Genomic DNA, 25,197 nt, shown 5'->3' with positions numbered 1-25,197 from the left:
GCTGGTGTAATCCCCGGAGACATTCCTTGAAGAACAAACCCTACCCCTCGTTCCTGCAGACTCTGCTGCCCGGCGCAGCGCTTTCGGCGCTGGCTTTGATCGTCACGCCCGCCCACGCGCAGTCTTCGGTATCCATCTACGGGATCATCGACGCCGGCCTCACCCACTCGAACGACGGCACCACCACGCTGCTGCCGGGCAAGGCCGCCGCGGACACGTGGATCATGAAAGCCGGCAACACGTCGCGCCTGGGCTTCCGCGGCAACGAAGACCTGGGCGGCGGCGGCTACGCACGCTTCCAGCTCGAACACCGCTTCGCGTCCGACACCGGCGCGCCGAGCAACGCCGGCGTCTTCTGGCTGGGCCGTTCGGTCGTCGCCGTCGGCAACAAATCCTGGGGCGAGGTGTACATGGGCCGCGAGTACTCGGCCGCGTACTGGGTGGCGCTGGAGGCCGACCCGACGTATTGGAGCTATGTGAGCCAGCTCGGCTCGCCCTACACCTACGCCAACTACACGGCGGTGGCGACGACGGTCGAGGCCAGCAACATCCGCTGGGCCAATGCCGTGGGGTACAAGTCGCCCAGCTTCGGCGGGCTGACCTTCGAGTTGCAAGGTGCGCTGGGCGAGAACGCGCGCAGCCACAACGTCGCCGGCAATGTCATGTACAAGCCGGGCAAGTTCTGGCTCGGCGCCGCCTTCGACCGGCTCGACAGCAAGAACCATCTTGCACTGGTGGGCGGCGGCTACGACTTCGGTGTCGCCACGCCGACATTCAGCTACGCGAAGGCCAAGGGCGGCCTGAACGGCGACGCCAAGTCGTTCAGCCTGGGCGTGAAGGTGCCGGTGAGCTTCGGCCGTGTCTACGCGCAGGTGGGGCGCTACAGTCCGGCAAGTGGCCTGGACTCCACGATGTTCGGCGCGGGCACCGAATACAGCCTGAGCAAGCGGACCGCCCTCTACGCCAACCTCGGGTCGGCCAAGCAGGACGGCAAGACGCGCGCGACGGCGATCGATTTCGGCGTGAAGCACACCTTCTGAGCGGGCACGACATGAACCGCAGACAGTTGAACAAATGGATGGCGGCCACGGCCGCCTGGGTGGGCAGTGGCGCCGCGCTCGCGCAATCGGACAAGCCGCTGTCGATCGTGGTGGGCTACTCCGCCGGCGGCAGCGCGGACCTCACGGCCCGCGTGGTGGCCAACGAGCTGGGCAAGCGGCTCGGCCGCCCGGTGGTCGTCGAGAACGTCACTGGCGCGAGCGGCATGCTCGCCGTGCAGAAGACGCTCAATGCGCCGGCCGACGGCAGCATCATCTACATGGGCGGCACCGACACCATCGTCATCCCCATGGTGAACCCCCGGTTCAAGCACGACTGGGCGAAGGACTTCACACCCCTCGGCCGGATGACCACCGTGCCCATGTTGCTCGCCGTGCCGGCCGATGCGCCGTACAACACCTTCGCCGAACTGGTCGCCGCGCTTCGCAAGCAGGGGCCGAACCATTTCAGCTATGCCACGCCGGGCGTCGGCACCATGCAGCACCTGTATGGCGAGCTGATCAACCGGTATGCCAAGGTGCAGATGCTGCACGTGCCGTACCGCGGCGGCGCGCAGATCGCCAACGACCTGGTGGGCCGCCAGCTGCAAGGGGCGGTGCTGGTGCTCTCCACCGCGTTGCCGCATTTGAAGGAAGGTCGCATCAAAGCGCTTTCGGTTTCGGGCAATGAGCGCGTGGCGCAATTACCGAACGTGAAGCGCATCGGCGAGGAAGATGGCTTCAAAGGCCAGGCCCTACCGCTCTGGCAAGGGCTGTTCGTGAAAGCCGGCACACCGGCTGCCGTGGCCACCGCGTACGAGGCGGCCTTGATGCAAACTCTGGCCGCGCCTGAGGTCGTCGCCAAGCTGCAGGAGGGCGGCATCACCGCGGCGCCGATGTCGGGCTCGCAGGCGAAGGCCTTCGTCACGCTGCAGGCGGCGACCTATCGCGAAATCGTCACCGCGTCGAAGATCACGCTGGACTGATGCCGCACGACCGCAGGGTCACGGCCGCTGCATCTTGCACTCCGTCCCCTGCGCGAGCTCATTGCCCGTGTAGACGGCATCGGTCGCGAAGCCGTAGTTCGTGCCCTCCCAGCCGACCTTCACGGCCTTGCCGTCGACGGGAGCGATCGTGTTCACGACCTGAGGCAACAGCAACTGGTGGTCTTCGCCGCGCATGCGCACCGGGCCCACCACCGAATCGAAGCTCAGGTCTTCCATCGCCCGCGCGATCTTCACCGGCTCGATCGACTTGGCCTTGTCGATCGACGCGGCCAGCATGCGTGCCGTCATGTCGAGCCGCGGCCCCAGGAAGTCCTTGCCCGTCTTCGCCTTGTACGCCTTGCCCAGCGCGTCCACCTTGGGCGTGCCTTCCTGGCCCGGGTGCCACTCGGCCACCCAAGTCAGCCGCGCCACCTTGGCCTGCGACACCGCCAGCACCGTGCCGGGGACGGCGCCCGCACTGTGGTTGAAGTAGCGCAGGCTGTAGCCGGCATCGCCCGCAGCCTTCACCAGCAGCGTCATGTCCTGGCCCCAGTTGCCCGTGATCAGCGTGTCGGCGCCCGTCGCCTTGATCTTGGACACGTACGGAGAAAAGTCCTTCACCCGGCCCATCGGGTGCAGGTCGGAGCCCACGAACTTCACGTCCGGGCGCGCCAGTCCCACGAGCTCCTGCCCGTACTTCGCCCACTGCCTGCCATGCGCGTAGTCCTGGTTGAACAGGAACACGTTCTTCACGTCGGGCTGCTTCTTGATGTAGTTGGCGATGGCCTTCATCTTCATCGCCGAGTTGGCCTCGAACTGGAAATGCCAGAAGTTGCAGGCCTTGCCCGTCAGGTCAGGATCGATCGACGAGTGGTTCAGTATCAGGATGGCCTTGTCGGGGTTGCGCTCGTTGTGGCGCGCGGCTGCCGTTACCAGTCCGGCAACGACGGACGAACCCGAGCCGCCGGTGAACACGGCACGCGCACCCTGGTCGATGGCGGCCTGCAGCGCGCTCTGGCTTTCCTGGACCGAGAGCTTGCTGTCGAACTGCAGCAGCTCCAGCTGCACGCCGGGGCCCTTGCCGCTCTTGAGCACACCGCCGTTTGCGTTGATTTCCTGTACCGCGAATTGCGCGTGCGACAGCATCAGCATCCCGACGTTGGCGAACGGGCCCGAAAGCGGGTCGATGAAAGCGATCTTGAAGGTGTTGCTTTGGGCTTGCGCGCCGCCGGCGGCCAATGCGGCGGCGAGCGCGAGTGCGGAAAATTTCATGTGTGCTCCTGGGTGGGTGGGAAGTTCTTGCGATCGAGGCCGATCACGCGCCAGGCGAGGGGCGCGAGTTCGCGAAGCATCTGTTCGGGCCCGAGGCGGCCGCCGGGCCGGTACCAGGTGTACATGTAGCCCGAGATGCTGCATGCCGCCTGCGCCGTGACGCGCGTGTCGCCGAAGTCGAGCGTGCCGTCCGCGCGCGCTTGATCCAGCAGCACGCACAGCTTCGTATAGAAGTGATTGGCAAGCCGCGTCAGCTCGGCCGCGAATTCCGGGCGGAAAGCCTGGGGATCGCGGAAAGCGAAGAATGACGCGGGGTAGTAAACGATGGTGAGGCGGATCACTTCCTGCAGCGCCCGCGCCACCCGCTCGTGGGCCGGCCGGCCCATGCCGGGGCCGTCCAGCACGGTGAAACAGGCCACCGAAGGCTCCCATGCCAGCACCTCGAAGATCTCCTGCTTGTTGCGGAAATAGTAGTAGACGTAGGGCTTGGTCACGCCCAGCTCGCGCACGATCTGATCGATGGTGGTGTCGGCGTAGCCCTGCATGTGGAACAGCCGCTCGGCAGCGCGCAGGATGCGCTCGCGCTTCGCGTCGGTTGAGGGAGTGGCCGCCTTCTGGCGGCCCGTCGAGGTGTCCTGTCGCATGTGTTCTACCATTTGGTAGCATTTTTCTACCACGCGGTATATCCTGCAAGCGTTCTTTCCGGCCCACTGCCCCGGGCAAACCCTAGGAATCGAGTATGAGAGACACCCTGGAGACACCTCGCTACATCGAACAGCCGCTGCACGAGTACCTGCGCCAGCACGCGCGCGAACAGCCCGGCAAACCCGCCTATCTTTGGTACGGCCGCGCCATCACCTATGCCGAGCTCGACCGTGCGAGCGATGCCTTCGCCGCCCGGCTGGCAGAGCTGGGCGTGCGCAAAGGAGAGCCGGTCGCGCTCTTCATGAACAACTGCCCGCAGTACGTGATGGCGCACTACGGCATCCAGAAACTGGGCGCCATCGTCTGCCCTTGCGGCCCGCTGTTCAAGGAACATGAGCTGCAGTACCAGCTCGATGACTTGAAGGCGCGCGTCGTCGTCGCGGCCGACACGCTCGTTCCCATCGTCGACCAGGTGCGGGCGCGCACGGCGATCACGCACGTGTTCGCCACCGGCTATGCCGAACTGCTGCCCACCGAAACGCCGAGCATCGACATTCCGGCCGAGCTGCTGGCGTTGCAGCGGGAGCCGCGCCAGGTGCCGGCGGGTTGCGAAGACTTTCTCACGGTCACCCGCAGCGGAGCGATCTCGCCCGAAGCGTCCATCGCGATGGATGACGTAGCCCTCATGACGTACACCTCGGGCACGACCGGTCTGCCCAAGGGCGCGATGCTCAGCTACCGCAACGCCGTTTACAAAACCGCCGCGGCGGCCGACTGCAACGGCCTGCGGGGAAGCGACATGCTGCTCGCCATCGCGCCCCTGTACCACATCGCGGGCATGGTGATGGGTGTCAACGTCGCGGTGTACACGGGCGCCACCTGCGTATTGACGTACCGTTTCGATCCTGTGGCCACCCTGCAGGCGATCGCGCGGCACCGCATCAGCTCCTGGTACAGCATCGCGCCCATGAATGTCGCGTGCATGCAGGTGCCGGGCGCGCGAGACTACGACTTGTCCAGCCTGCTGATGAACTCGGTCACCAGCTTCGGCATCACCTTCACCGAGACCTTGGCCACGCAATGGCGCGAGCATGCGCCCAACTGCAGGTCGTTCGAGTCCGGCTATGGCCTGAGCGAAACGCACACGGTCGACACGTACATGCCGAAGGACGCGATCCACTGGGGCACGCACGGTGTTCCGGTCCCCGGCAATGAGATCCGCATTCTCGACCCGGAAACCCTCGCGCCGATGCCGGTGGGGGAGCCCGGCGAGATCGTGCTGCGTAGCGCCGGCGCTTTCAAAGGCTATTGGAACAATCCCGAGGCCACGGCGAAGACGTTGCGCGGCGGCTGGGTCCACACCGGCGACATGGGCCGCATCGACGCGGAGGGCTACCTCACCTTCACCGGCCGCTTCAAGGAGATGATCAAGGTCTCGGGCTACGCCGTGTTCCCCGAGCAGGTCGAGACCATCCTCATCAAGCACCCGGCCGTGGCGCAGGCCGCGGTGATCGGCGTGCCGGATTCGACGAAGGGCGAGATCATCCGCGCCTTCATCGTGCGCAAGGCCGGCCAGGATGTGACGGCCGAGAGCCTGATCGCCTGGGCCCGTGACAATATGTCCGCATACAAGGCGCCGCGCGAAGTTCGCTTCATCGACGCCCTGCCCGCCACTGGCGCCGGCAAGGTGCTGCGCCGCCTGCTGAAAGACCTGCCCTGATGTTCAAGCGGATCTTGATCGCCAATCGCGGCGAAATCGCATTGCGCCTGGTGCGCGCCTGCCGCGACCTGGGCGTGGCCAGCGTCGCTGTCCATGCCGAGGACGATGTCGCGGCGCCTCACGTGCGCCATGCCGGCCATTCCGTGGCGCTGGGCGCGAGCGGGCCGGGCGCGTACCTCGACGCGGCGCGCCTGGTCGCCATCGCGCGCGAACACGGCTGCGACGCAGTGCATCCCGGCTATGGCTTCCTGAGCGAACGCGCTGACTTCGCATTGGCTTGCGCCGCGGCCGGCGTCGCCTTCATCGGGCCGACGCCGGAGCAGCTCGCCCTCTTCGGCGACAAGGCCCGTGCGCGCGCGCTGGCCCGCGAATGCGGCGTGCCGCTGCTGCCGGGCAGCACCGGCGCGGTGACGCTGCCGGAGGCCCAGGCTTTCTTCTCAGCGCAGCCGGCGGGTGCCGGCGTGATGATCAAGGCCATCGGTGGCGGCGGCGGCCGCGGCATGCGCGCCGTGTTCGACGCCGCCGACGTGGCCGAGGCGTTCGCGCGCTGCAGTTCGGAAGCACGCGCCGCTTTCGGCGTGGAGGGCGTGTACGTCGAGCGGCTGATGCCGCGCGCGCGCCATATCGAAGTGCAGGTGCTGGGCGACGGTGAAGCGGTGATCGCACTCGGCGAGCGTGAATGCTCGCTGCAGCGCCGCTTCCAGAAACTGGTCGAGATCGCGCCCAGCCCGAGCCTGTCCCCGGCGCTGCGCGAGCGCGTGACGGAGGCGGCGTTGCGCATGGCCGGTCACGTGCACTACCGCAGCCTGGGCACGTTCGAGTTCCTCGTCGATGCGCAATCCGACGATCTGCCCTTCGTCTTCATGGAAGCGAACCCGCGGCTGCAGGTGGAGCACACGGTGACCGAGGAGGTGCTGGGGCTTGACCTGGTGCAACTGCAACTGCGCGTCGCGGCCGGCGAGCCACTGCACGCACTCGGGCTGGATCCGCACCGCCCGCCCCGGCCGCAGGGCTTCGCCGTGCAGTGGCGCATCAACGCCGAGACGCTCGACGCGCACGGGCAAGCCCGCCCGGCGCATGGACGGCTCGACCGCTTCGAACTTCCCGCCGGCCCGGGTATCCGTGTCGACACGCACGGCACCGCCGGAGCGGAGCCTTCGCCGCACTACGACACTCTGCTCGCCAAGCTGGTCGTGCATTCGCGATCCGCCGATTTCGCCGACGCGGTGCGGCGCTGCCGCGGCGCCCTGGCCGAATGCCGCATCGCCGGGCTGCCGACCAACCTGACGCTGCTGCGCGCGCTGGCGGCGCGGCCCGAGTTCGCGTCGCAGGAGCTGCACACGCGCTTTGTCGAAGAGCACCTTGCCGCGCTGCTGGCCGAGGCGCAGGGGCATGCGTCACCGGAACTGCCGGCCGAGCCCGCCGGCACCGCGCTCCAGGCGCAAGCGACGCGCGAGACCGTGCCCGACGGCGCAGTGGCCGTGCGCGCGCCGATGCCCGGCCGCGTGGTGCAGGTCGATGCGTCCCCCGGCCAGCTCGTCGCCGCGGGCGCGCAGCTCGCCGTGCTCGAAGCGATGAAGATGGAACACGTGCTGCACGCACCGCAATCGGGCCGTGTGCTGGAGGTGCGCGCGCATGCCGGTGGGCTGCTGCGCGAGGACCAGGTGATCGTGGTGCTGGAGCCGTCGGACGAAGCGAGCACGCTCCAGGTCGAGCGGCAGGCGACAGACCTCGACGCCATCCGCCCCGACCTGCAGCGCGTGCTGGACCGCCACGCTTTCACGAACGACGCCGCCCGCCCTGACGCGGTGGCGAAACGCCACGCGCAGGGCGGCCGCACCGCGCGCGAGAACGTCGCCGATCTGTGCGACGAAGGCAGCTTCATCGAGTACGGCGCGCTCGCCGTCGCGGCGCAGACACGGCGCCGCACCATGGACGACCTGATCGCCAACACGCCGGCTGACGGCATGGTCACCGGCATGGGCACCGTGAACGCCGCGGACTTCGGCCCCGAGCGCTCGCGCTGCGTCGTGATGGCCTACGACTACACCGTGCTGGCCGGGACGCAAGGCATGCGCAACCACCACAAGAAGGACCGCATGCTGGCACTCGCGCACCAGCTGGGCTTGCCGGTGGTGCTGTTCGCCGAGGGCGGCGGCGGCCGGCCAGGCGACGTCGACATGCCGATCGTGGCGGGCCTGAACAACCACACCTTCAGCCAGTTCGCTGCGCTCTCGGGCAAGGTGCCGGTGGTGGGTGTCGTGCATGGCCGCTGCTTCGCCGGCAACGCCGCGCTGCTCGGATGCGCCGACGCCATCATTGCCACGGAATCCAGCAATATCGGCATGGGTGGTCCCGCCATGATCGAAGGCGGCGGCCTCGGCCGCTTCCGGCCGGAGGAGATTGGCCCGAGCCACGTGCAGTGGGGCAATGGCGTGATCGACATCCTGGTGAAGGACGAGCCCGAGGCGGTCGCGGCGGCGCGCCGTTACCTCTCGTACTTTCAGGGGTCGGTGGCGCGCTGGGACTGCGCCGACCAGCGCCTGCTGCGCCACACAGTGCCCGAGAACCGCTTGCGTGTGTACGACATCCGCGAAGCGATGCGCCTGCTGGCCGACGAAGGCTCGGTGCTCGAACTGCGCGGCGGCTTCGGCGAAGGGATGATCACGGCACTGGCGCGCATCGAAGGCCGGCCGGTGGGCGTGCTCGCCAACAACCCGCGCCACCTCGGCGGCGCGATCGATGCGGAGGCGGCCGACAAGGCCGCGCGTTTCATGCAGCTGTGCGACGCGCATGGCCTGCCCATCGTTTCGCTGTGCGACACGCCTGGCTTCATGGTGGGACCGGAGATCGAGGAGCAGGCGCAGGTGCGGCGGGTCTGCCGCATGTTCGTTGTGGCGGCGCACCTGCGTGTGCCCTTTTTCGCCGTGGTGCTGCGCAAGGGCTACGGCCTGGGCGCGCAGGCCATGACGGCCGGTGGCTTCGACGCGCCGGTGTTCACCGTTTCCTGGCCCACGGGCGAGTTTGGGGCGATGGGGCTAGAGGGCGCGGTGAAGCTGGGCTTTCGCAAGGAACTCGAAGCCGCCGCGCCGGGCGCCGAACGCGACGCGCTATACGAGCAGCTCGTAGCGAAGCAGTACGAAAACGGCCAGGCGATGAACATGGCGGCGACGCTCGAGATCGACGCCGTGATCGACCCTGCCGAGACACGCGGCTGGCTGGTGCGGGGCCTGGATTCGGCGCATCGCCAGCGAGCGGCGCAACCCAGCGGACCTCGATTCGTGGACACATGGTGACCTGTTTCACAAACGAAGGAGCCTCTCTTGATCACTGACTTTCAGGGCAAGTGTGCCGTGCTGACCGGCGCGGGCTCGGGCTTCGGGCTCGAGTGCGCGCGCATGGCCGCCCGGCTGGGCATGAACGTCGTGCTGGTGGATGTGCAGGCCGATGCGCTGGCACAGGCCGAAGCCGAGTTGCGCGCCACCGGCGTGGACGTGCTTGCGCGGCGCACCGATGTGGCGTCGGCCACCGACATGGAGGCACTGGCGCTCGCGGTGCAGGAGCGCTTCGGCGCGCCGCACTTCGTCTTCAACAATGCGGGCGTCGGAACCGGAGGCCTCATCTGGGAGAACTCGGTTGCCGAGTGGGAATGGGTGCTGGGCGTCAACCTCTGGGGCGTGATCCACGGCGTGCGGCTCTTCGCGCCGATGATGCTGGCGGCGGCCCGTTCCGATCCGTCGTGGCAAGGCCACATCGTCAACACCGCGAGCATGGCGGGCCTGCTGACTCCCCCCAACATGGGCGTCTACAACACCAGCAAGCATGCCGTCGTCGCGTTCACCGAAACGCTCTACCAGGACTTGCGCCTCGTCACCTCGCAGGTAAGCGCCAGCGTGCTCTGCCCGCATTTCGTTCCGACCGCGATCGTGAGCAGCGAGCGCAACCGTCCGGCCGCGCTGGCCGACCAGGCACCCACGCGCAGCCAGCTCGTGGGAAAGGCGATGAGCGAAAAGGCTGTGCGCTCCGGCCGCATCAGCGCGGCGGACGTGGCGCGGATGGTGTTCGACGCAATGGCGAAAGACCAGTTCTACATCTTCAGCCACCCGAAAGGGATGGCCGCCGTGGCGGCTCGGGTGGAAGCGATCGTGCAGGCAACCAACCCGGCCGACCCGTTCGGAGATCGCCCGGAGATCGGCGAGCAGCTGCGCGAGGCCTTGCGCGAAATTTGATGGCGGGAGCGTGCGGTCGCGCGGACCCCTTGTCATTGCGGACTTGACCCGCAATCCATGACCCCGAATTCATTCATTGTGCGCAGAGGCCGCGGGCGGCAACGCCGTGCATGGCCGGGCCGCGGCGCGATGGCTACGGCGTCCGGCATCGCTTGCTTTCGCAAGCTCCTGCCGGAGTCCCCGCGCTGAACGTTCTTGCGGCCCGCGCGGCACAACTCGCCGCACCATGTGCGGCTCAAACAGGTGCCGCGAGCATGAGACGGTCGCGTCGCAAGCGACGCTGGGCCGCAAGACCGTCCACCGCGGGCGCCTGAGCTTTATTCGCGCCGCGGCCCGGCCATGCACGGCGTTGCAGTGAGAGCGTGGCGCGGCAGCGGTGGCGCGCCGACGTTGCAGCAGAAAGGTGAAGCGGTGGCCAACGACCGGTGGCGCGCCAACAAAGTCCCTGCGAAGCTGTGCGTGGGCGGGCTGTGGCGCGAATAAAGATGGTATGGACGCCTCCCACCTTCTCGAATCGCGGCGCTGGATGCAAAGGGGGGTCTCGCATCTAACGGCATCTAGTGCCAAAGTGGAGTTCTTACCAACCACTTGCGAAGGAGACCCCGAGATGAATGCTACGACATACGGTGTGGACATTGCAAAGAATGTCTTTCAAGTGCACTGGGTAGATGCTGCGACCGGCGAAATCCGCCGCAAGAAGCTGTCTCGCGCGAAGTTCGTGGAATTCTTTGCCAACCGGGCTGCCGCCCGGATCGTCATGGAGGCTTGCGGCGGCGCGCACCACTGGGGCCGCGCGCTCACGGCTTTGGGGCACCACGTCGAGCTGCTGCCGCCTCAGCACGTGCGCATGTTCGTCACCGGCAACAAGGACGATGCCGCCGATGCACGAGCGCTGTGGCTGGCAGCGCAGCACGGCGACATCCGGCGCGTGCCTATCAAAAGCGTCGATCAGCAGGCTGCCCTGTCGGTGCATCGGATGCGCTCCCACTGGGTTTCGGTGCGAACGGCCACGCTCAATTCGCTTCGTGGACTGCTTTACGAGTTCGGCGTGGTGTTGCCCAAGGGGAGATCGACCTTGTGCAAGTGGATCGGCGAGCATCGTGCGCAGATCGACGTCCAGCTACCACCGGTGATGCAACGGCTGCTGGATGCCCAGATGCAGGCCATACGCGAACTCGACAACAACATCGCGTTGCTTGAAGCCGAGCTGAAGCAAGTGCTGCGCAGCAACGAGCTGGCCAGGCGCCTGGAAAAAGCAAGCGGCATCGGCCTGATGGGTTCGACCGCTCTGGCGGCCACACTCGGTGACGCCAGGGCGTGGCGCAACGCGCGTGAGTTCGCCTGCTGCCTTGGCCTGACACCGCGGCACAGCGGCACGGGAGGCAAGGTGCGCATCGGCGGCATCAGCAAACGCGGCGACGCGTACCTGCGCACGGTACTGATCCACGGAGCGCGAAACCTGGTACGCGTGGCCAACCCGCCGCGGTGGATCGCCGAGATGCTCAAGCGGCGCCCACCCAACGTGGTGGCGACTGCCGTGGCAAACAAGCTGGCGCGCATTGCGTGGTCGATGGCTGCGCACGGCGAGAAGTTCGACCCCCTTCGCGCCTTCGGTGCCAAGGCGGCGGCATGAAGCCCCAATACCGTCACCGGGCAAGGAACATTCGCAGCTTCGGCCACGGGCATTCGCGGTTCGCGATGTTGACATGGGGGCTGCGCCCCCATCCCCCCGGAAAAGCGGCCGCACCTGTGCGGCAACAGATGAACTGAACAACGGGCAAGGCGCCCCAAGGAGTGTGCAGGCGAGCAAAGGAAGTGATGGCAAAGCGGTCAGACCGTGGGTCGGAAAAGCTGCACTGGGCTTGGGGCGTAACAGCCCGCAATAAAGACTAAGCACCGACCTCGCGAATGACCATCAGGGCCAGCAGCGGACGAAGGTCCGCACTGCACTACAGGCCGGATATAAGACCGCAAGAACCCGCCGCGTCAGAACTTCCAAAACCCGCTTGCCACACGGGAGGCGTCCATATAAGCCCAGGCGCTTGCGGCGGGTGACCCCGCGACCCAGCACGGCTTCAGCCGTGCGACCGTTTCATGCTCGCGAAAATTGTTTGAGTCGCAGCGAAGCGGAGGCGAGTTTTTTCGCGCGGGTCGCGGGGTCTCCCGGCGCAAGGAATTCGGCAGGAGCTTGCGAAGCAGGCGATGCCGAACGCCGTAGCCATCGCGCCACAGCCCGCCCACGCACAGCTTTGCCGCGAGGTCACTGAGCACCGAACTAGGATAGCGAATTCGGGGCCATGGATTGCGACCATGGGAAAATAGCGCATGCCCCTCGTCCACACCTCCTTCTACAGGTTCACACCGCTGGCACAGCCGCAAGAGGTTGGCGCGGCCCTGCGCGAATTGGTGTCGAGGCCGGCAGCGCAAGGGCTGGCCGGCAGCATCCTGGTGGCCGCCGAAGGAATCAACGGCATGCTGGCGGGCACCGCCGCCGCCGTGGATTGCTTCGAACAAGCCCTCCAGCAGGATGCGGTCTTCGACGGTGCGTTCACGGGCATCGTGTTCAAGCGCAGCGCGTGCACGACGAAGCCCTTCGGCAAGATGAAGGTGCAGGTCAAGAAAGAGATCGTCCCGCTCGGCATCGAAGGGGTGGACGCGCGCGCGACGGGCATCGACGTCAGCCCGGCCGAGTGGCGCGAGCTGATCCGGCAACCCGATGTCGTCCTGCTCGACAACCGCAACAGTTTCGAGTTCCGGCTGGGGCATTTTGAAGGCGCGGTCGACCCAGGCGTCACCAATTTCCGTGACTTTCCGGAATACGTGCGGACCCACGTCGCAGAATGGAAAGCCCAGGGCAAGCGCGTGGCGATGTATTGCACCGGCGGCATCCGCTGCGAGAAGACCAGCGCGTGGATGCGGGACATGGACCTGCCCGTCTACCAGCTCGAAGGCGGCATCCTCAACTACTTCCTGCAGATGCCGGATGCGCAACTGGACTGGAAAGGCGAGTGCTTCGTGTTCGACAACCGGGTGGCGCTGGACACGGCGTTGCAGGAAACGGCGACGACACTCGAAGACGTGTACCAGGGCGAGCAAGATGGCGAGTGGCGTCTGCGGCGTGCTCTGCGCCTCGCCGAAGCTGTCGGGGAATAGCGATGCTGCCCATGCGAGACGGCGTCACCGCCAGCCAGGTTTCACTGCCGGCCGGCCCGTGGACGTCGGTGCTCGACTTCCTGGTGGAGAGATTCCCCGCCATCCCTGAGGCCGACTGGGTCGAACGCATCGATTCCGGCGACGTCGTCGACGCGGCCGGACGCGCAGTGGCGGCGCAGCAGGCCTATGTTCCGCACTGCAAGCTGTACTACTACCGCACGGTTGCGAACGAGGCGCCCAACGCGGCGCAGGCCAACGTTCTCTTCGAAGATGAACTACTGGTGGTGGCCGACAAGCCGCACTTCCTGCCCGTGACGCCGTCCGGCCAGTACCTGCAGGAGACACTGCTGATCCGCTTGCGCCGCCAATTGGGCCACCCCGACCTGGCGCCCTTGCATCGGCTCGATCGCGAAACCGCTGGCGTGGTGATGTTCGCCAAGCAGCCGGCCACGCGCGCTGCGTACCAACAGCTTTTCGCCGGCCGCCAGATCGCGAAGCGCTATGAGGCGATCGCGCCCAGCGAAACGCAGCTGCGATTTCCGCTGACCCGCACCACCAACCTGGTGCCCGCCGATCACTTCATGCAGATGCGCGAAGCCGATGCGCCGGCTGGTTCACGGCCCAACACCCAGACCGACATCGAGCTGATGGAGACGCGCGGCGCGTGGGCGCGTTACGGCCTTCGCCCGGCCACGGGCAAGCGCCATCAATTGCGGGTGCACATGGCCGCATTGGGGCTGCCCATTCTGGGAGACCGCATCTACCCCAGCCTGCTGCAGCAGGGGGGGGACGAGCCGGACAACCCGTTGCGGCTGCTGGCCGCCGGCATTGCTTTTCGGGACCCGGTCAGCGGCGTGGAACGCAGCTTCGCGAGCCGCCTGCAGCTGTACTTTCCGGCACCGCACTGATCCGCCCGCGCGGCGCAGCGCCGTCCGCGCGCGACCTATTTAGAAGCTGCGCACGAGCTCGACGCCGGCCAGCCAGTTGCGGCCCGGCGCCGTTTCGAAATAGCGCCCGCCCGCTTCATTCACGATCACCGCGCCCGCATGGCGGCGGTCGGTGACGTTGTCCACGCGGATGAATTCGCGCCACTGCCACGGGCCGACGTCCTGCTTGAAGCGCGCCGCCACACCCGCCGTGGTCCACGCGGCCGCCGCATCGCTGTTGCGGTCGTTCACCGGCACCGCGCCGCTGTGGCGCAACTCCACGCTGAAGACCGCGCCAAGAGGACCTGGCTCCCAATCCAGGCGCGCGTAGGCTTGTTGCCGCGCGATGCCGGGCATGCGATTGCCGGCTCCCACCACAACGCTCGGCGTGGTGCAGGGGCTTGCCTCGCAGGTCTTGAAGCCGTCGCGGTACACCGCATCGATGAGCGTCAGCGCAGACACCACATGCAACTGCTTCCAGGTGCCCTCCAGCGAAAACTCCAGGCCGCGGCGGCTGGTGCGGCCGGCGTTGGTGAAGGTGGAGCGCCCGCCGCTGTTGGTGAGCACCACGATCTCGTCGCGGGTCTGGATGTCGAAAGCTGCCGCCGACCACGCCGCGCTGCCGTGACGGCCGCGCAGCCCGGCCTCGACGCTGCGGCTGCGGCTGGGCTGCAGCGCAGTATTCAAACCCGTTGCCCCGGACGGGCGGTACGCCACTTCGTTGAGCGTCGGTGTCTCGAGTCCGCGGCCGGCACTGGCGTAAGCCTGCACCTCCGGTGCAAGTTGCCAGCGCAGGCCGGCCACGGGCGTGACACCGCTGTAGCGAAGGGAGCCGCTGTCGTCGGGATTGCCGGCCGCGATGAAGCTGTCCGTGGACCGCAGGCGCACCTGTGAACGCCGCACACCGGCGGACACCGTGAGATCGCTGCGCGACCATTCGGCCTGCGCATACGGATCCAGCGTGGTCGCGCGATTGGTTTCGTCGCGGCGCAACCGGCCCATCACGCCCACCGCCGTGGGGTTACCGGAAGCGCCCAGAAAATTCTCATTGCCGCGCCGCGCTTCGCTTTGCCTGTCCGACGAGAGGCCCGCCGTGGTGGTGAGGCGTCCGCGAGCGAATTCCGTGTCAAAACGCCAGCGTGCGTTCAGCCCGCCGTAGCCGCGGTCCAGCGAGATCACGCCGCCGCCGCTGCCAGGCGGGTTCTGCGCGCCGGGCACGATCGCCTGGTATTGCACCAGCTCCCGCTGGCCGCCGTAGCCCATCAACTCGATCCGATGGCCGCCGCCCAACCGGCGTTCCCAGGCCAGGCCCACCTGGCTTTGTTCCACATTCTTGCGGGTGTTGAAGCGCGTCGCGCCCGGTGTCGTCTGGTACGGATCGGCATCGAACTCCGCGCGCGACAGGCCCAGCGGATCATCGGTCTTGCTTTCGTGGCGATTGGCGAGCAGAACGATGCGCCCATCGTCGTCCGCGCGCGAGAGCTTCGCGTGCAGCGTGCCGCGGCGCGCCGCGGACTGCGGACGCAAGCCCTCCGTGCCGAAGGCGGAGCCATCGGCCAGGTAGTGCCACTCGCCTACCTTCCCGCTGGCCTGGGTCGATGCGCGCCACACGCCGTCGTTTCCGGCGGCCAGGCCAGCTCGCCACTCGGGCTTGCCGCCGTCGGCGGTGTAGAGCGAAATCACCCCGCCCGCGGAGCTGCCGTAGAGGGCGGAATAGGGCCCACGCAAAACCTCGACCCTCGCGGCGGCGCCGATAGGGAAATTCGCCGCCTGCCCCTGCCCGTCCGGCGCGCTGGCGGGAATGCCGTCCACAAAGAGCCGCACGCCGCGCACGCCGAAGGTCGATCGCGCGCCGAAGCCGCGAATGGAAATCTGCAGGTCCTGCGCATAGTTCTGCCGGTTGCGGATGCTCAGGCCCGGCACGCTGCCCAGGCCCTCCGACAGGTTCACCTGCAACTGGCCGGCGCGCAGTTCCTCACCGTCCACCACGTCGATCGAGGCCGGCGCGTTCCAGCGCTGCTGGTCCTCGGCCGAGCCCGTGATGACCACCGGCCGCAACGCGCCGTCCGTTTGCGCGATGGCCGCGAAAGACAACAGCAGTGTGGCTCCCGACCCAATCCAGTGGCCACCGCGGAACCGGCTTCGCCGGGCCGCTGGTGGCGCCCCCTGAGGGGGAGGCGCCGAAGGCGCTTCGGGGGGGAGCCTATTTAGGCCTGATGGCATCCGCGGTTCCTTGAATGAAGGCCTTGATTTTCTCGACGTCGGCGGCGCTGAGCTTGCCAGTGAAATCGGGCATGCCGCGCGACGTGGCCGGCCCCTTGAAGAGGAACTTGTCCAGGTTCTCGATGTAGGACTTGTTCATGTAGGCCAGGTTGGGCACGTTGCCGCCGCGGTCCACGCCGGGCACGCCGTGGCAGAACACGCAGTTGCTCACATACAGCATGGTGCCAGCTTGCACATCGGAGGCGTTGTACTTCACGCCGGACAACAACTCGTCCATGCGGTACTTGACGAACGCGGGCATGGGCGCCTTGCCGCCCACCACGAACGTGTAGACCGTGCCCGGCCCCTGGCGATCGGTGTGCCGGTTGGCGATGCCGTAGACCCCGCCCCAGCCCACCGCGATGGACACGTACTGCTTGCCGTCCAGCATGTAGCTCATCGGCGCGGCCACGACACCGGTGCCGGTGGGCGATTCCCACAAGGTCTTGCCGGTGCGCGCGTCGAACGCGATGAAGCGCCCGTCGGCGGTGCCCTGAAACACCAGGTTGCCGGCCGTCGACAGCGTGCCGCCGTTCCAGGGCGACACGTGCTCGTGCGTCCACGCCGCTTTCTGCTGCACCGGGTCCCAGGCGACCAACCGGCCAAATGGCTTGCTCTTGGGCGGCTCGACGTTGGCGTAGGTGGCGAGGTTCCAGCCCATGTTGCTGTGCGGCCCGCCGGGATCGGCCACGTTGAACTTCCAGTTCTTGTTGTCCATCAGCGTCAGCGGGACGCCCTGCACCGGCATATAGACCAGGCCCGTGCTCGGGTTGAACGACATCGAATGCCAGTTCCGCGCCCCGAAGGCGCTGGGGATGATTTCGCGCGGCCGGTCGACAACGCGGGCGATGGGCGTTTCGATCGGCCGGCCCTTGGCGTCATAGCCCGTGGCCCAGTTCACGTCGACGAAATTCTTGGCCGAGATGAACTCGCCGCTGGTGCGGTCGATCACGAAGAAGAAGCCGTTCTTGGGCGCGTGCATGATGACCTTGCGCGGCTTGCCGCCGATCGCCAGGTCGGCCAGGATCATTGGCTGCGTAGAGGTGAAGTCCCAGTTGTCGCCGGGCGTCTCCTGGTAGTGCCACACGTACTTGCCGGTGTCGGGGTTGAGCGCGACGATGGAGGCCAGGTACAGGTTGTCGCCGCCCTTGGGGCTGCGCTTGCTCTGCGCCCAGGGGGAGCCGTTGCCGGTGCCCACGTACATCAGGTTCAGCTCGGGGTCGAAGGTCATCGAATCCCAGGCCGTGCCGCCGCCGCCGGCCTCCCACCACTTGCCGGCCGCGTCCCAGGTCTTGGCGGCGCGCGCCATCGACTCGTCTTCGAACGGCTTGGACGGATCGCCCGGCACGGTGAACCAGCGCCACTTCTGCTCGCCGCTGTTGGCGTCGTAGGCCGTAATGTAGCCACGCACGCCGTACTCGGCGCCGCCGTTGCCGATGATCACCTTGCCGTTGAAGACGCGCGGTGCGCCTGTGATGGTGTAGTTGAACTTGCGGTCGACGATGGTGTCCTTTTCCCACACTTTGCGGCCGGTGGCCGCGTCGATCGCGATCAGGCGGCCGTCGTAGGCGGCGACGAACACCTTGCCCTGGTGCAGCGCCACGCCGCGGTTCACTACGTCGCAGCAGCCTTTGTAGCCGCCCTCGCGCGGCACCTTCGGGTCGTAGCTCCAGATCCGCTTGCCGGTGCGCACATCGATGGCGTGCACGATGCTCCACGATGCCGTGACGTACATGACGCCGTCCACCACCAGCGGCGTGGCTTCGACCCCGCGAGTGGATTCCAGGTTGTAGGACCACGCCAGGCCCAGGTCCTTCACGTTCGACGTGTTGATCTGGTCCAGGCGAGAGAAGCGGGTTTCGGCGTAGTCCAGGCCGTGGCTCGGCCACTCGGTGCCGGATGCCGCGTTGGCGCGGATGAAGGCGCCGTCGACCTTCTGCGCGGATACGTTCGTGGCCTGCGGCACCAGGGTGCAGGACGCCAGCGCGAGGGCGGCCAGCAGGGCCGCGGCCACCTGCAAGGGGGGGATGGTTCTCATGGGTCGTCTCCTGTCGTGCTCTTGCTCTTTCCGCGCAGTTCGCGGCTGTCAGCAGCATCGCCAAAGGGCGCGCCGGGATCAGCCTCGGGATTTCCCTGTTCCAGCGTGGAACGATTTTTTTTCTGTTTCCGGTTGTGCGCCCAACTTCAGGCGCCGGTAGAGCAGGCCGCGCGACACGCCCAGCTTGCGGGCCGCGCGAGAGATGTTGCCGCCGCTTTCGGCCAGCGTGGCCTGGATGAACTGCATGCTGCGGTCATCCAGCGTCGCCACCGGGGTGGGGGCCGCATCACTGCTATTCGACAGCGCGGACGGTGCGGGCGGTCCGGCGACAGGCCCCGCTGCCGGGCTCATGGCGAGCCCATGATTGAAATCCGCACCGTCCGGCGCCTGTAGGTGCGCCGTCAACCACACGCCCAGCCCACTGGGCAGCCGGCCCACGCAGGGTGCGGCTTGCCGGGTCAGGGCCAGCAACTCCTGCAGGCGCAGCCCGAACAGGGCGGGTGCGCTGCCCGGCGCGGTGGCTGGGGCCGAGAGCATTCGCGCCGCCACGGTGTTGAGCCAGCGCACCTCGCCATCCGGGCCGACACCCGCAAGACCTTCGAGCGGCGTGTGCAGCAGGCTGGGATCGGCCTGAAACCGGACGATCAGGTGTTCGCGTGACTGCATCTGCAACAACCGGTTCTCGATGCGGGTGGCATACAGGCCCACCATCGAGGCGGCGTGGAAGCCGAAAGGGCTGCCCTCGCCCGAGAGGTCGAGCACCCCCGCGAGCCGGCCCTGCGCATCACGGATGGGCGCGGCCGCGCAATGCACCGCCGACAGGGCCTCGTAGAAATGCTCGCCGGCCACCACGGCGACGGCCTGCCCGGTCTTGGCCACGACGCCCGGCGCGGTGGTGCCCACCAGCGATTCGGCCAGGTCCACGCCCACGCGCGTGCACCGCAGGACAGGCTGCCAGGACAAGGAGAGGCGCAGCGGCGCATGGACGATGACGCCCGCGCCGTCAGTAAGGATGACGCGGCATTCGGTGCCCGCGAGCGCGGTTTCCATCGTGCCCAGGTCGTCCCGGGCGGCCTCCAACAGCTCGCGGCTGCGCGCCAGCGCGGAATGCGCGCGGCTGGGCGTCACCGGTTCGAACTCGGGGCGCCGCCCCGGCACGTGGTGGGCGCCCAGGCAGCGCATCCAGGACTGGATGACCGCCTCACCCACGGCGCCGGTGGGCCGGACTCCTTCTTCGAAAAATTTCTGCCGCGCGAGCGCGATGCGCTGCTCGGGCGTGTGAAAGAACGGCTGCCGCGGCGCGCCGCCGGGTGCTTGTACCTGCGCTGACATGGACTCGCCTCCTGGGTGGCAACTGTGGGCGCAATCGGCGCGAGTTGTCAATCAGGGGCACTGCCCTGCCCACATCAGGCAAGCGCGAGCAGCGCGCGCTTGACGCCGGAGCTGCTGGGACTTTCGACGAACACGCAGCGCTTGCCCGTGCGCTTGCAGTGGTCCTTCACGCGCCAATAGGCGTCGTGGCTGATGCAGCCGGTCTGGCAGATGACCAGGTCGGCGGCCGCCAGTGTCGTGTCGAGCATGGTGGGGTTGTCTTCCTCGCCGCCGTCGTGATGGAGGAATCGCCCGCCGGTGCGCTCGATCAACTGCCGGTAGATGGGCACGCTGGCCGGGCGGCCGCCGACGCACAACACGGCTCGGTCGTCCAGGCGCGCCAGCGGCTCCTCGCCGGCCCGGTCTGCCTCGTTCGCATCAATGGACAGCGCGTCGCGCCCGTGCAATTCGGCTGCCAGGTCATCCGCCCGACGGCGCCAACGCTCGGCTTCCTGTTGAGATTGCAAAAGCAGCCGCTGCGATTCGTGCTGGCGCTCCAGCAGGCGCTCGCACTCGCGCGCCAGCTCGACACGGTTTCGCAGGCCGGGCGCCGCGGCTTCCAGTACCCGCAAGTCTTCACCCAGCGCCGCGATGGCGGTGTCGCGCCCGATCAGCTGGGCGCGCAACCGCAAGATCTCGCCTTGCTGCGACTCGATGCGCCGGCTTTGTTCGCTGGCTTGGTGCGTGCTGCGCTGCTGCGCTGCCCCGAGCTCGCGCGAAAGCACGGCGTTCTCGTCGAGCAGTGCCTCGAAGCGATCGAAGTCGACGCGAGCGGCCATGCCGGCCTGGTGCTGCAGCATGTGCACCCCGCCTTCGACATGCTGGGCCAGGGCGGGGGTGCAGCGCGCGTGCGTCAGCGTGGCCCACAGCGGCCCTGCGATGTCCTGGCAGCGCGCATCGTTCCACCACGCCGCGAGGGCCTCGGTCGTCTTCATGGCCGCGGCCTGCTTCAGGGTGCGCATGTAGCGCCGATCCAGTTCGCGCTGCACGGCTTGCGCAACGGGGCCGCGGAACTTGCAGTCGACCACCGTGCCGCAGTGCAGCTCGTAGTCGTCCGCCACCGCTTGCCCGCCGAGCGCCTTGTCCACCAGCCGGCGCAAAGCCGCGATGGGGAGGCAGACGCCCAGCACCGCGCAATGCAAATGGCCTTCCAGTTCCCAGAGCCTGCGGCGGCGCGAGCCCTGGGCGGGCGCGCCGGTTTCGCTGGCACTGAGGCCTGGTGCCGTCAGCGAGGGCATGAGTTCGGTCACGCGATGCTGCTTCACTGAAACGACGATGGGCTGGCATGCCACAGCCGGGGATCGCTCGCCGTGGCCGCCGCGGTGCGTTGCCGTTGCAGCACCTCCCAGTGCGTGCGCAGGCTCCAGAGCGCGGTGCGGAACTGCGGCGAGAGGATAGGGTGCTCGCCCAGCTGCGAGAGATTGGCGACGATCTTCGCGTTCATCAGCTGGCGATGGTTGTCGCAACAGGCCTGGGCATGGCCTGTCATCAAGGCGAGGGTTCCGGCCAGCAATGCCTCCGCGCAAGGCAGGTGGTATTCCTCCTCGCCGCTCATTTCGATATCGGTGTTCATGACGGTCCTTGGACGGTGATTGAGACAACCGCTGGCTGGTCCGCCGGGCCCGATCGCGTGATGGGCAGGTGAATCTGGCTCGCTGATGGAGGCAGTCTATATGAGAATAATTCTCATTTGTGCATTAACCCTTGCGAGGCCATGGCGTCGTCAATCCAGCCGGATGCCGTTGTCACGGATCAGCTTGCCCCAGCGTTCGCGCTCCGCCTTGGCAAACGCCGTCATCTGTGCGGGAGTCCCCGGCAGGGCTTCGAGCGAGAGCGTCTGGAAACGCGCCTTCACCGGCGTCGAGTCCAGCGCTTGCTGCAGCGCCCGGGCGAGCTGGGCCACCTGTGGTGCGGGCGTGCCCGCAGGCACCACCAATCCCTGCCACGCATACGCCTCGAAGCCGGAAACGCCCTGTTCGGCCAGCGTCGGAATCTGCGGAAAGGTGGCGAGCCGCTTGCCGCTGGCCACGCCGATCGCGCGCAGCTTGCCCGCGGCGATGTATTGCTGCACGCTGGCGCTGTCCATCAGGCCGAACGCAATCTGGCCGCCCATGAGGTCTTGCACCGCCGGCGCTGCGCCCTTGTAGGGAACGTGCGTGAACTTCAGGCCGGAACGCTCGCGCAGCAGTTCGGTCGCCAGGTGGTGCGGGCTGCCGAGACCGGCCGACGCGTAGTTCACGCCTTCCGGCGCCGCCTTCGCCCAGGCGACGAACTCCTTCCAGTTCTTCACAGGGGACTTTTCCGGCACCACGAGGATGAGGGGAAAGCGCGCCAGCAGTCCGACAGGAACGAAGTCCTTCTCGGGGTTGTAGCTCAGCTTCGCGAACAGGGCCGGGTTGGCCGCCAGCGTCGCGAAGTCGGCGGTCAGCATGACGTTGCCGAAGTCTTTCGACTTGGCGACGTAGTCGGCGGCGATGTTGGTGGCCGCGCCGGGTTTGTTGTTGACGATGACGGCGCGGCCCAGCGTGCGTCCCATCTGCTCGGCCACGGTGCGAGCGACAACGTCGCTGCCGCCGCCGGCGGCGTATCCAACCACCCACTCGATCGGTTTGTCATTGGCGAGGCTGGCGAGCGGGACGGCCAGGGCGAGTAAGGCCAGCGCGCGGCGGCGCGCATTGAATGCGGTCATGGTTGTCTCCAGTGGTGTCAGGGTTGCGGTTGCGGCGTGGGGCGGGCGCTGTCGCGCGCGGCTTGCAGCGCTTGCTGCAGCACGTCCATCCGCCCGATGTGATTGGCGAGCAGCAGCAGCAGGCGCGCGTTCAACGCGTGGCTCTGTGCTTCATCCAGGTCGCGGTGGGTGTCGATGAGCGCTTCGTAGAAGGAGTCGGCGGAATCGAGGTTCGCATCGATCGTCAGTGGCATGGCTTCGCGTCTCCTCAGCTCTGTGCCAGCGCACGCTTCAGCGCCGCGGCGATGTCTTGCGCATTGGGCGAGCGCCACCGGGCGCACACATGCTGGTCGGGGCGCAGCAGGTAGACGGTGCCCGGCTTGGCGTCGTAGCGTTCGGCCGCCGCGCCGTCTGCCGGGAGGGAAAGCACCTGGATGGGTGCGATGCCTTGCGCGCCGGCGTGAACGAGGCCGGCCGCCTTGGTGCCGGCGCCGAACAAGATCGCCGAGAAGTGCTGGCCGGGCAATTGGCGAAGCAGCCACGAACCGTCGCCCAACGGCGCGTCCGAAGCCGGTGCGCCCGGGACCATCGGTCCGGCAAAGCTGTCGCAGTCCGGCGTGTTGAGCACCGAGCCGTGCAGCGTCGCCGGCACCGAGAGCCGGCCGCTGTTGACGATGCGCCGTGCGAATGGGTGCGCGCGCGCGAGGTCCAGAGCAGCATCGCGAAACAGGCGCGAGATCGCGCTCTTGGGCGTGATGAAGTCGGTGGCGCGGGTGGAGTTGAGCAGGTTCTCGTCGGCCGCGTATTCGCGTTCGGCCCCGTAGGTGTTCAACAGTGCGGGAGGTGCGGCGCCGCGCAGCACAAGGTCCAACTTCCAGGCCAGGTTTTCGGCATCCTGCACGCCGGAGTTGGCGCCGCGGGCGCCGAAAGGCGACACACCATGCGCAGAATCGCCCGCGAAGAACACGCGACCGTGCACGAAGCTTTCCATGCGCAGGCACGCGAACGTATAGACGCTCGCCCACTCCAACTCGAAAGGCACTTCGTGACCGAGCGCCGCACGCATCATCGCGTCCACGCGGGGTTTGATGCGTTCGGGCTGCTTCTCGGCTTCGGGGTCGGCGTCCCAGCCGAGCTGGAAGTCGATGCGCCACACCCCGTCGGGTTGGCGGTGCAGCAGCACGCTCTGATTCGGGTGGAACGGCGGGTCGAACCAGAACCAGCGCTCGGCCGGGAAGTCTGCTGCCATGCGAACGTCGGCAATCAGGAAGCGGTCGCGAAACACACGGCCCTTGCTTTCCTCTCCGAGCAGCGCACGAAGCGGCGAGCGTGATCCGTCACAGGCGGCCACGTAGTCGGCCATGAGGTTGTAACGCCCGTCGGGAGTGTCGATGCCGAGCAGCACGCCCTCGGGCTGCCGCTCGCACGCGGCCACCGTATTGCGCCAGCGAATCTCGATGTTCGGCAGCTCCGCGGCGCGCAACGCGAGGTACGCCTCCGCATAGTACTGCTGCAGGTTGACGAAGGCGGGCCGCTCGTGGCCGGGCTCAGGCAACAGGTTGAAGGAATACAGCAGGTCGTCCTTGAAGAAGACCTTGCCCACATTCCACTCCACGCCCTTGGCGCACATGGCGTCGCCCACGCCGAGGCGGTCCCAGATTTCCAGCGTGCGTTTGGCAAAACAGATCGCGCGCGATCCGGTGGAAAGGCGGTCGTCGTTGTCCAGCAGCAGCACGCGCTGGCCGCGCTGGGCCAGGTCGATCGCCAGGCTCAGGCCGACCGGGCCGGCGCCGACCACCACGACGGGGTGACGTGCCGGTGCGGCGGCATCCTGGTCCGGATGCCGCTGGTACGCGAACGCGTGGCTCTGGATCGCGGCGCCGCCGCTGTCATACGCGAGGGACATCGCTTCAACCTTCCAGCGTTTCCCACATCTGGCGGTCGCGCTCAGCCGTCCACACACGCGGGTCCCGATACTGCGTGGCCTCGTCATAGGCCCGTGTCACATCGAAAGGCATGCAGTGGTCGAAGATCACCCAGTCGCCGTAGGTGGGCTTGAGCTTCTCATAGGTTTCGCGGTACACGCTCTTCAGGTCCTTGCCGGCGGCGGCGCCCGCCTTGACGCTGGCGTAAACATCCGAGACGAACGCGCGTGTCGAGTCCAGACCTTGTCTCACCTGGTCAGCACCCTTGAGCGCCGGGCCTCGTCCGGGGACCAAGGCCAACGGCTCCAGCGCCGCGATGTTGCTCAGCGTCTGCGGCCAGTCGCTGAAGTACGCGTCGCCCGCGTAGGGCGTTGCGTCGAACTCGACCAGGTCGCCCGAGAGCAGCGTGCGCTCCTGCGGAAGCCAGACGACCGTGTCGCCTTTGGTGTGGCCACGACCCAACTGGAGCAATTGCACTTCCAGCTTGCCCAGCCAGAGCGTCATCTTGCCGGTGAACGTCATGGTGGGCCACGTCAAGCCGGCCGGCACGCTCTCCACATCGCGGAACAAACGCGGAAAGCGGCCGATCTCGCTCGCCTTGTCGGCCTCGCCGCGCTCGACGATCAGGTCATAGGTGTCCTGGCTGGCCAGCACCTGTTCTGCGCGGTACTCGCTAGCGCCGAGGACGCGCACCGCGTGGTAGTGCGTGAGCACGACGTACTTGATCGGTTTGTCGGTGACCTCGCGGATCCGCCGGATCACGTCGGCCGCCATCGCCGGCGTGGCTTGCGTGTCCGCCACCAGAACCGCGTCGTCGCCGATCACGATCCCCGTGTTCGGGTCGCCCTCGGCCGTGTAGGCCCACGCATGTTCGGAGAGCTGTTCGAAGGTGACCGACTTCTCCTGCGTGTCGGCGTGGCTGGCAAAGGTCTTTGTGTTCATGGGCATTCGAAATGGAATTTGTC

The 25,197-nt window shown here is 67.4% G+C and carries 19 protein-coding genes; 8 read left to right on the top strand and 11 right to left on the bottom strand.

All coding sequences use genetic code 11. The features are described 5' to 3' along the window. Positions 1 to 26 precede the first annotated feature (26 nt). Positions 27 to 1,040 (top strand): porin, encoded by a 1,014-nt coding sequence (locus EEB15_RS02500; protein WP_141507933.1) that lies wholly within the window; start codon positions 27 to 29, stop codon positions 1,038 to 1,040. An 11-nt stretch (positions 1,041 to 1,051) separates the two neighbouring features. Then, complete coding sequence (locus tag EEB15_RS02495; RefSeq protein WP_141507932.1) at positions 1,052 to 2,023, top strand: tripartite tricarboxylate transporter substrate binding protein; 972 nt, start codon at positions 1,052 to 1,054, stop codon at positions 2,021 to 2,023. Positions 2,024 to 2,041: 18 nt separating this feature from the next. Here EEB15_RS02495 and EEB15_RS02490 read toward each other — a convergent pair whose 3' ends face one another. Further along, positions 2,042 to 3,295, bottom strand: coding sequence for a branched-chain amino acid ABC transporter substrate-binding protein (locus EEB15_RS02490; protein WP_141507931.1), 1,254 nt, complete (start codon positions 3,293 to 3,295; stop codon positions 2,042 to 2,044). After that, a complete protein-coding gene (locus EEB15_RS02485) occupies positions 3,292 to 3,939 on the bottom strand; it encodes a TetR/AcrR family transcriptional regulator (RefSeq protein WP_141507930.1) in 648 nt (215 codons plus the stop codon). Before EEB15_RS02485 ends, EEB15_RS02490 begins: the two co-directional genes overlap by 4 nt. A 95-nt stretch (positions 3,940 to 4,034) precedes the next feature. Here EEB15_RS02485 and EEB15_RS02480 point away from each other — a divergent pair, with 95 nt between their 5' ends. From EEB15_RS02480 to EEB15_RS02455, 6 genes are all read left to right on the top strand, one after another. After that, complete coding sequence (locus EEB15_RS02480) at positions 4,035 to 5,660, top strand: AMP-binding protein (RefSeq protein ID WP_199236433.1); 1,626 nt, start codon at positions 4,035 to 4,037, stop codon at positions 5,658 to 5,660. Continuing rightward, complete coding sequence (locus tag EEB15_RS02475; protein WP_141507929.1) at positions 5,660 to 8,956, top strand: carboxyl transferase domain-containing protein; 3,297 nt, start codon at positions 5,660 to 5,662, stop codon at positions 8,954 to 8,956. Before EEB15_RS02480 ends, EEB15_RS02475 begins: the two co-directional genes overlap by 1 nt. Before the next feature lie 27 nt (positions 8,957 to 8,983). After that, entirely contained in the window at positions 8,984 to 9,889 is a 906-nt protein-coding gene (locus tag EEB15_RS02470; protein WP_141507928.1) for an SDR family oxidoreductase, read from the top strand. Positions 9,890 to 10,496: 607 nt separating this feature from the next. Further along, positions 10,497 to 11,522, top strand: coding sequence for an IS110 family transposase (locus EEB15_RS02465; RefSeq protein ID WP_141507927.1), 1,026 nt, complete (start codon positions 10,497 to 10,499; stop codon positions 11,520 to 11,522). Positions 11,523 to 12,214: 692 nt separating this feature from the next. Next, complete coding sequence (locus EEB15_RS02460) at positions 12,215 to 13,042, top strand: rhodanese domain-containing protein (protein ID WP_141507926.1); 828 nt, start codon at positions 12,215 to 12,217, stop codon at positions 13,040 to 13,042. A 2-nt stretch (positions 13,043 to 13,044) separates the two neighbouring features. Then, a complete protein-coding gene (locus EEB15_RS02455) occupies positions 13,045 to 13,950 on the top strand; it encodes a pseudouridine synthase (RefSeq protein WP_233259313.1) in 906 nt (301 codons plus the stop codon). Between the two features lie 39 nt (positions 13,951 to 13,989). Here EEB15_RS02455 and EEB15_RS02450 read toward each other — a convergent pair whose 3' ends face one another. From EEB15_RS02450 to EEB15_RS02410, 9 genes are all read right to left on the bottom strand, one after another. Beyond that, positions 13,990 to 16,062 carry a TonB-dependent receptor gene (locus EEB15_RS02450; protein ID WP_233259312.1) on the bottom strand — a complete coding sequence of 691 codons (2,073 nt, stop codon included), beginning with the start codon at positions 16,060 to 16,062 and terminating at the stop codon, positions 13,990 to 13,992. Positions 16,063 to 16,171: 109 nt separating this feature from the next. Further along, entirely contained in the window at positions 16,172 to 18,268 is a 2,097-nt protein-coding gene (locus EEB15_RS02445) for a PQQ-dependent dehydrogenase, methanol/ethanol family (RefSeq protein WP_141507924.1), read from the bottom strand. 78 nt (positions 18,269 to 18,346) lie between these two features. Continuing rightward, the gene (locus EEB15_RS02440) at positions 18,347 to 19,600 is read right to left on the bottom strand and encodes a helix-turn-helix domain-containing protein (protein ID WP_141507923.1); all 1,254 of its coding nucleotides are present in this window, start codon (positions 19,598 to 19,600) and stop codon (positions 18,347 to 18,349) included. Between the two features lie 74 nt (positions 19,601 to 19,674). Next, the gene (locus tag EEB15_RS02435) at positions 19,675 to 20,889 is read right to left on the bottom strand and encodes a DUF2325 domain-containing protein (RefSeq protein ID WP_233259311.1); all 1,215 of its coding nucleotides are present in this window, start codon (positions 20,887 to 20,889) and stop codon (positions 19,675 to 19,677) included. A gap of 11 nt (positions 20,890 to 20,900) precedes the next feature. Then, positions 20,901 to 21,212 (bottom strand): hypothetical protein, encoded by a 312-nt coding sequence (locus EEB15_RS02430; RefSeq protein WP_141507922.1) that lies wholly within the window; start codon positions 21,210 to 21,212, stop codon positions 20,901 to 20,903. Positions 21,213 to 21,362: 150 nt separating this feature from the next. Further along, on the bottom strand, positions 21,363 to 22,328 hold the full coding sequence (locus EEB15_RS02425) for a tripartite tricarboxylate transporter substrate binding protein (protein WP_141507921.1): 966 nt from the start codon (positions 22,326 to 22,328) through the stop codon (positions 21,363 to 21,365). Positions 22,329 to 22,345: 17 nt separating this feature from the next. Then, complete coding sequence (locus tag EEB15_RS02420) at positions 22,346 to 22,561, bottom strand: DUF2783 domain-containing protein (RefSeq protein WP_141507920.1); 216 nt, start codon at positions 22,559 to 22,561, stop codon at positions 22,346 to 22,348. 14 nt (positions 22,562 to 22,575) lie between these two features. Then, the gene (locus tag EEB15_RS02415) at positions 22,576 to 24,213 is read right to left on the bottom strand and encodes an FAD-dependent oxidoreductase (protein WP_141507919.1); all 1,638 of its coding nucleotides are present in this window, start codon (positions 24,211 to 24,213) and stop codon (positions 22,576 to 22,578) included. 4 nt (positions 24,214 to 24,217) lie between these two features. Next, positions 24,218 to 25,174, bottom strand: coding sequence for an MBL fold metallo-hydrolase (locus tag EEB15_RS02410; RefSeq protein ID WP_141507918.1), 957 nt, complete (start codon positions 25,172 to 25,174; stop codon positions 24,218 to 24,220). Positions 25,175 to 25,197 lie beyond the last annotated feature (23 nt).

Origin of the sequence: Ramlibacter sp. WS9, from assembly GCF_003797765.1 — a bacterium.
Classification (GTDB): Bacteria; Pseudomonadota; Gammaproteobacteria; order Burkholderiales; family Burkholderiaceae_C; genus Ramlibacter.
The sequence above is the reverse complement of the archived record's forward strand: the minus strand, read 5'-3'. Positions and strand labels throughout refer to the sequence as shown.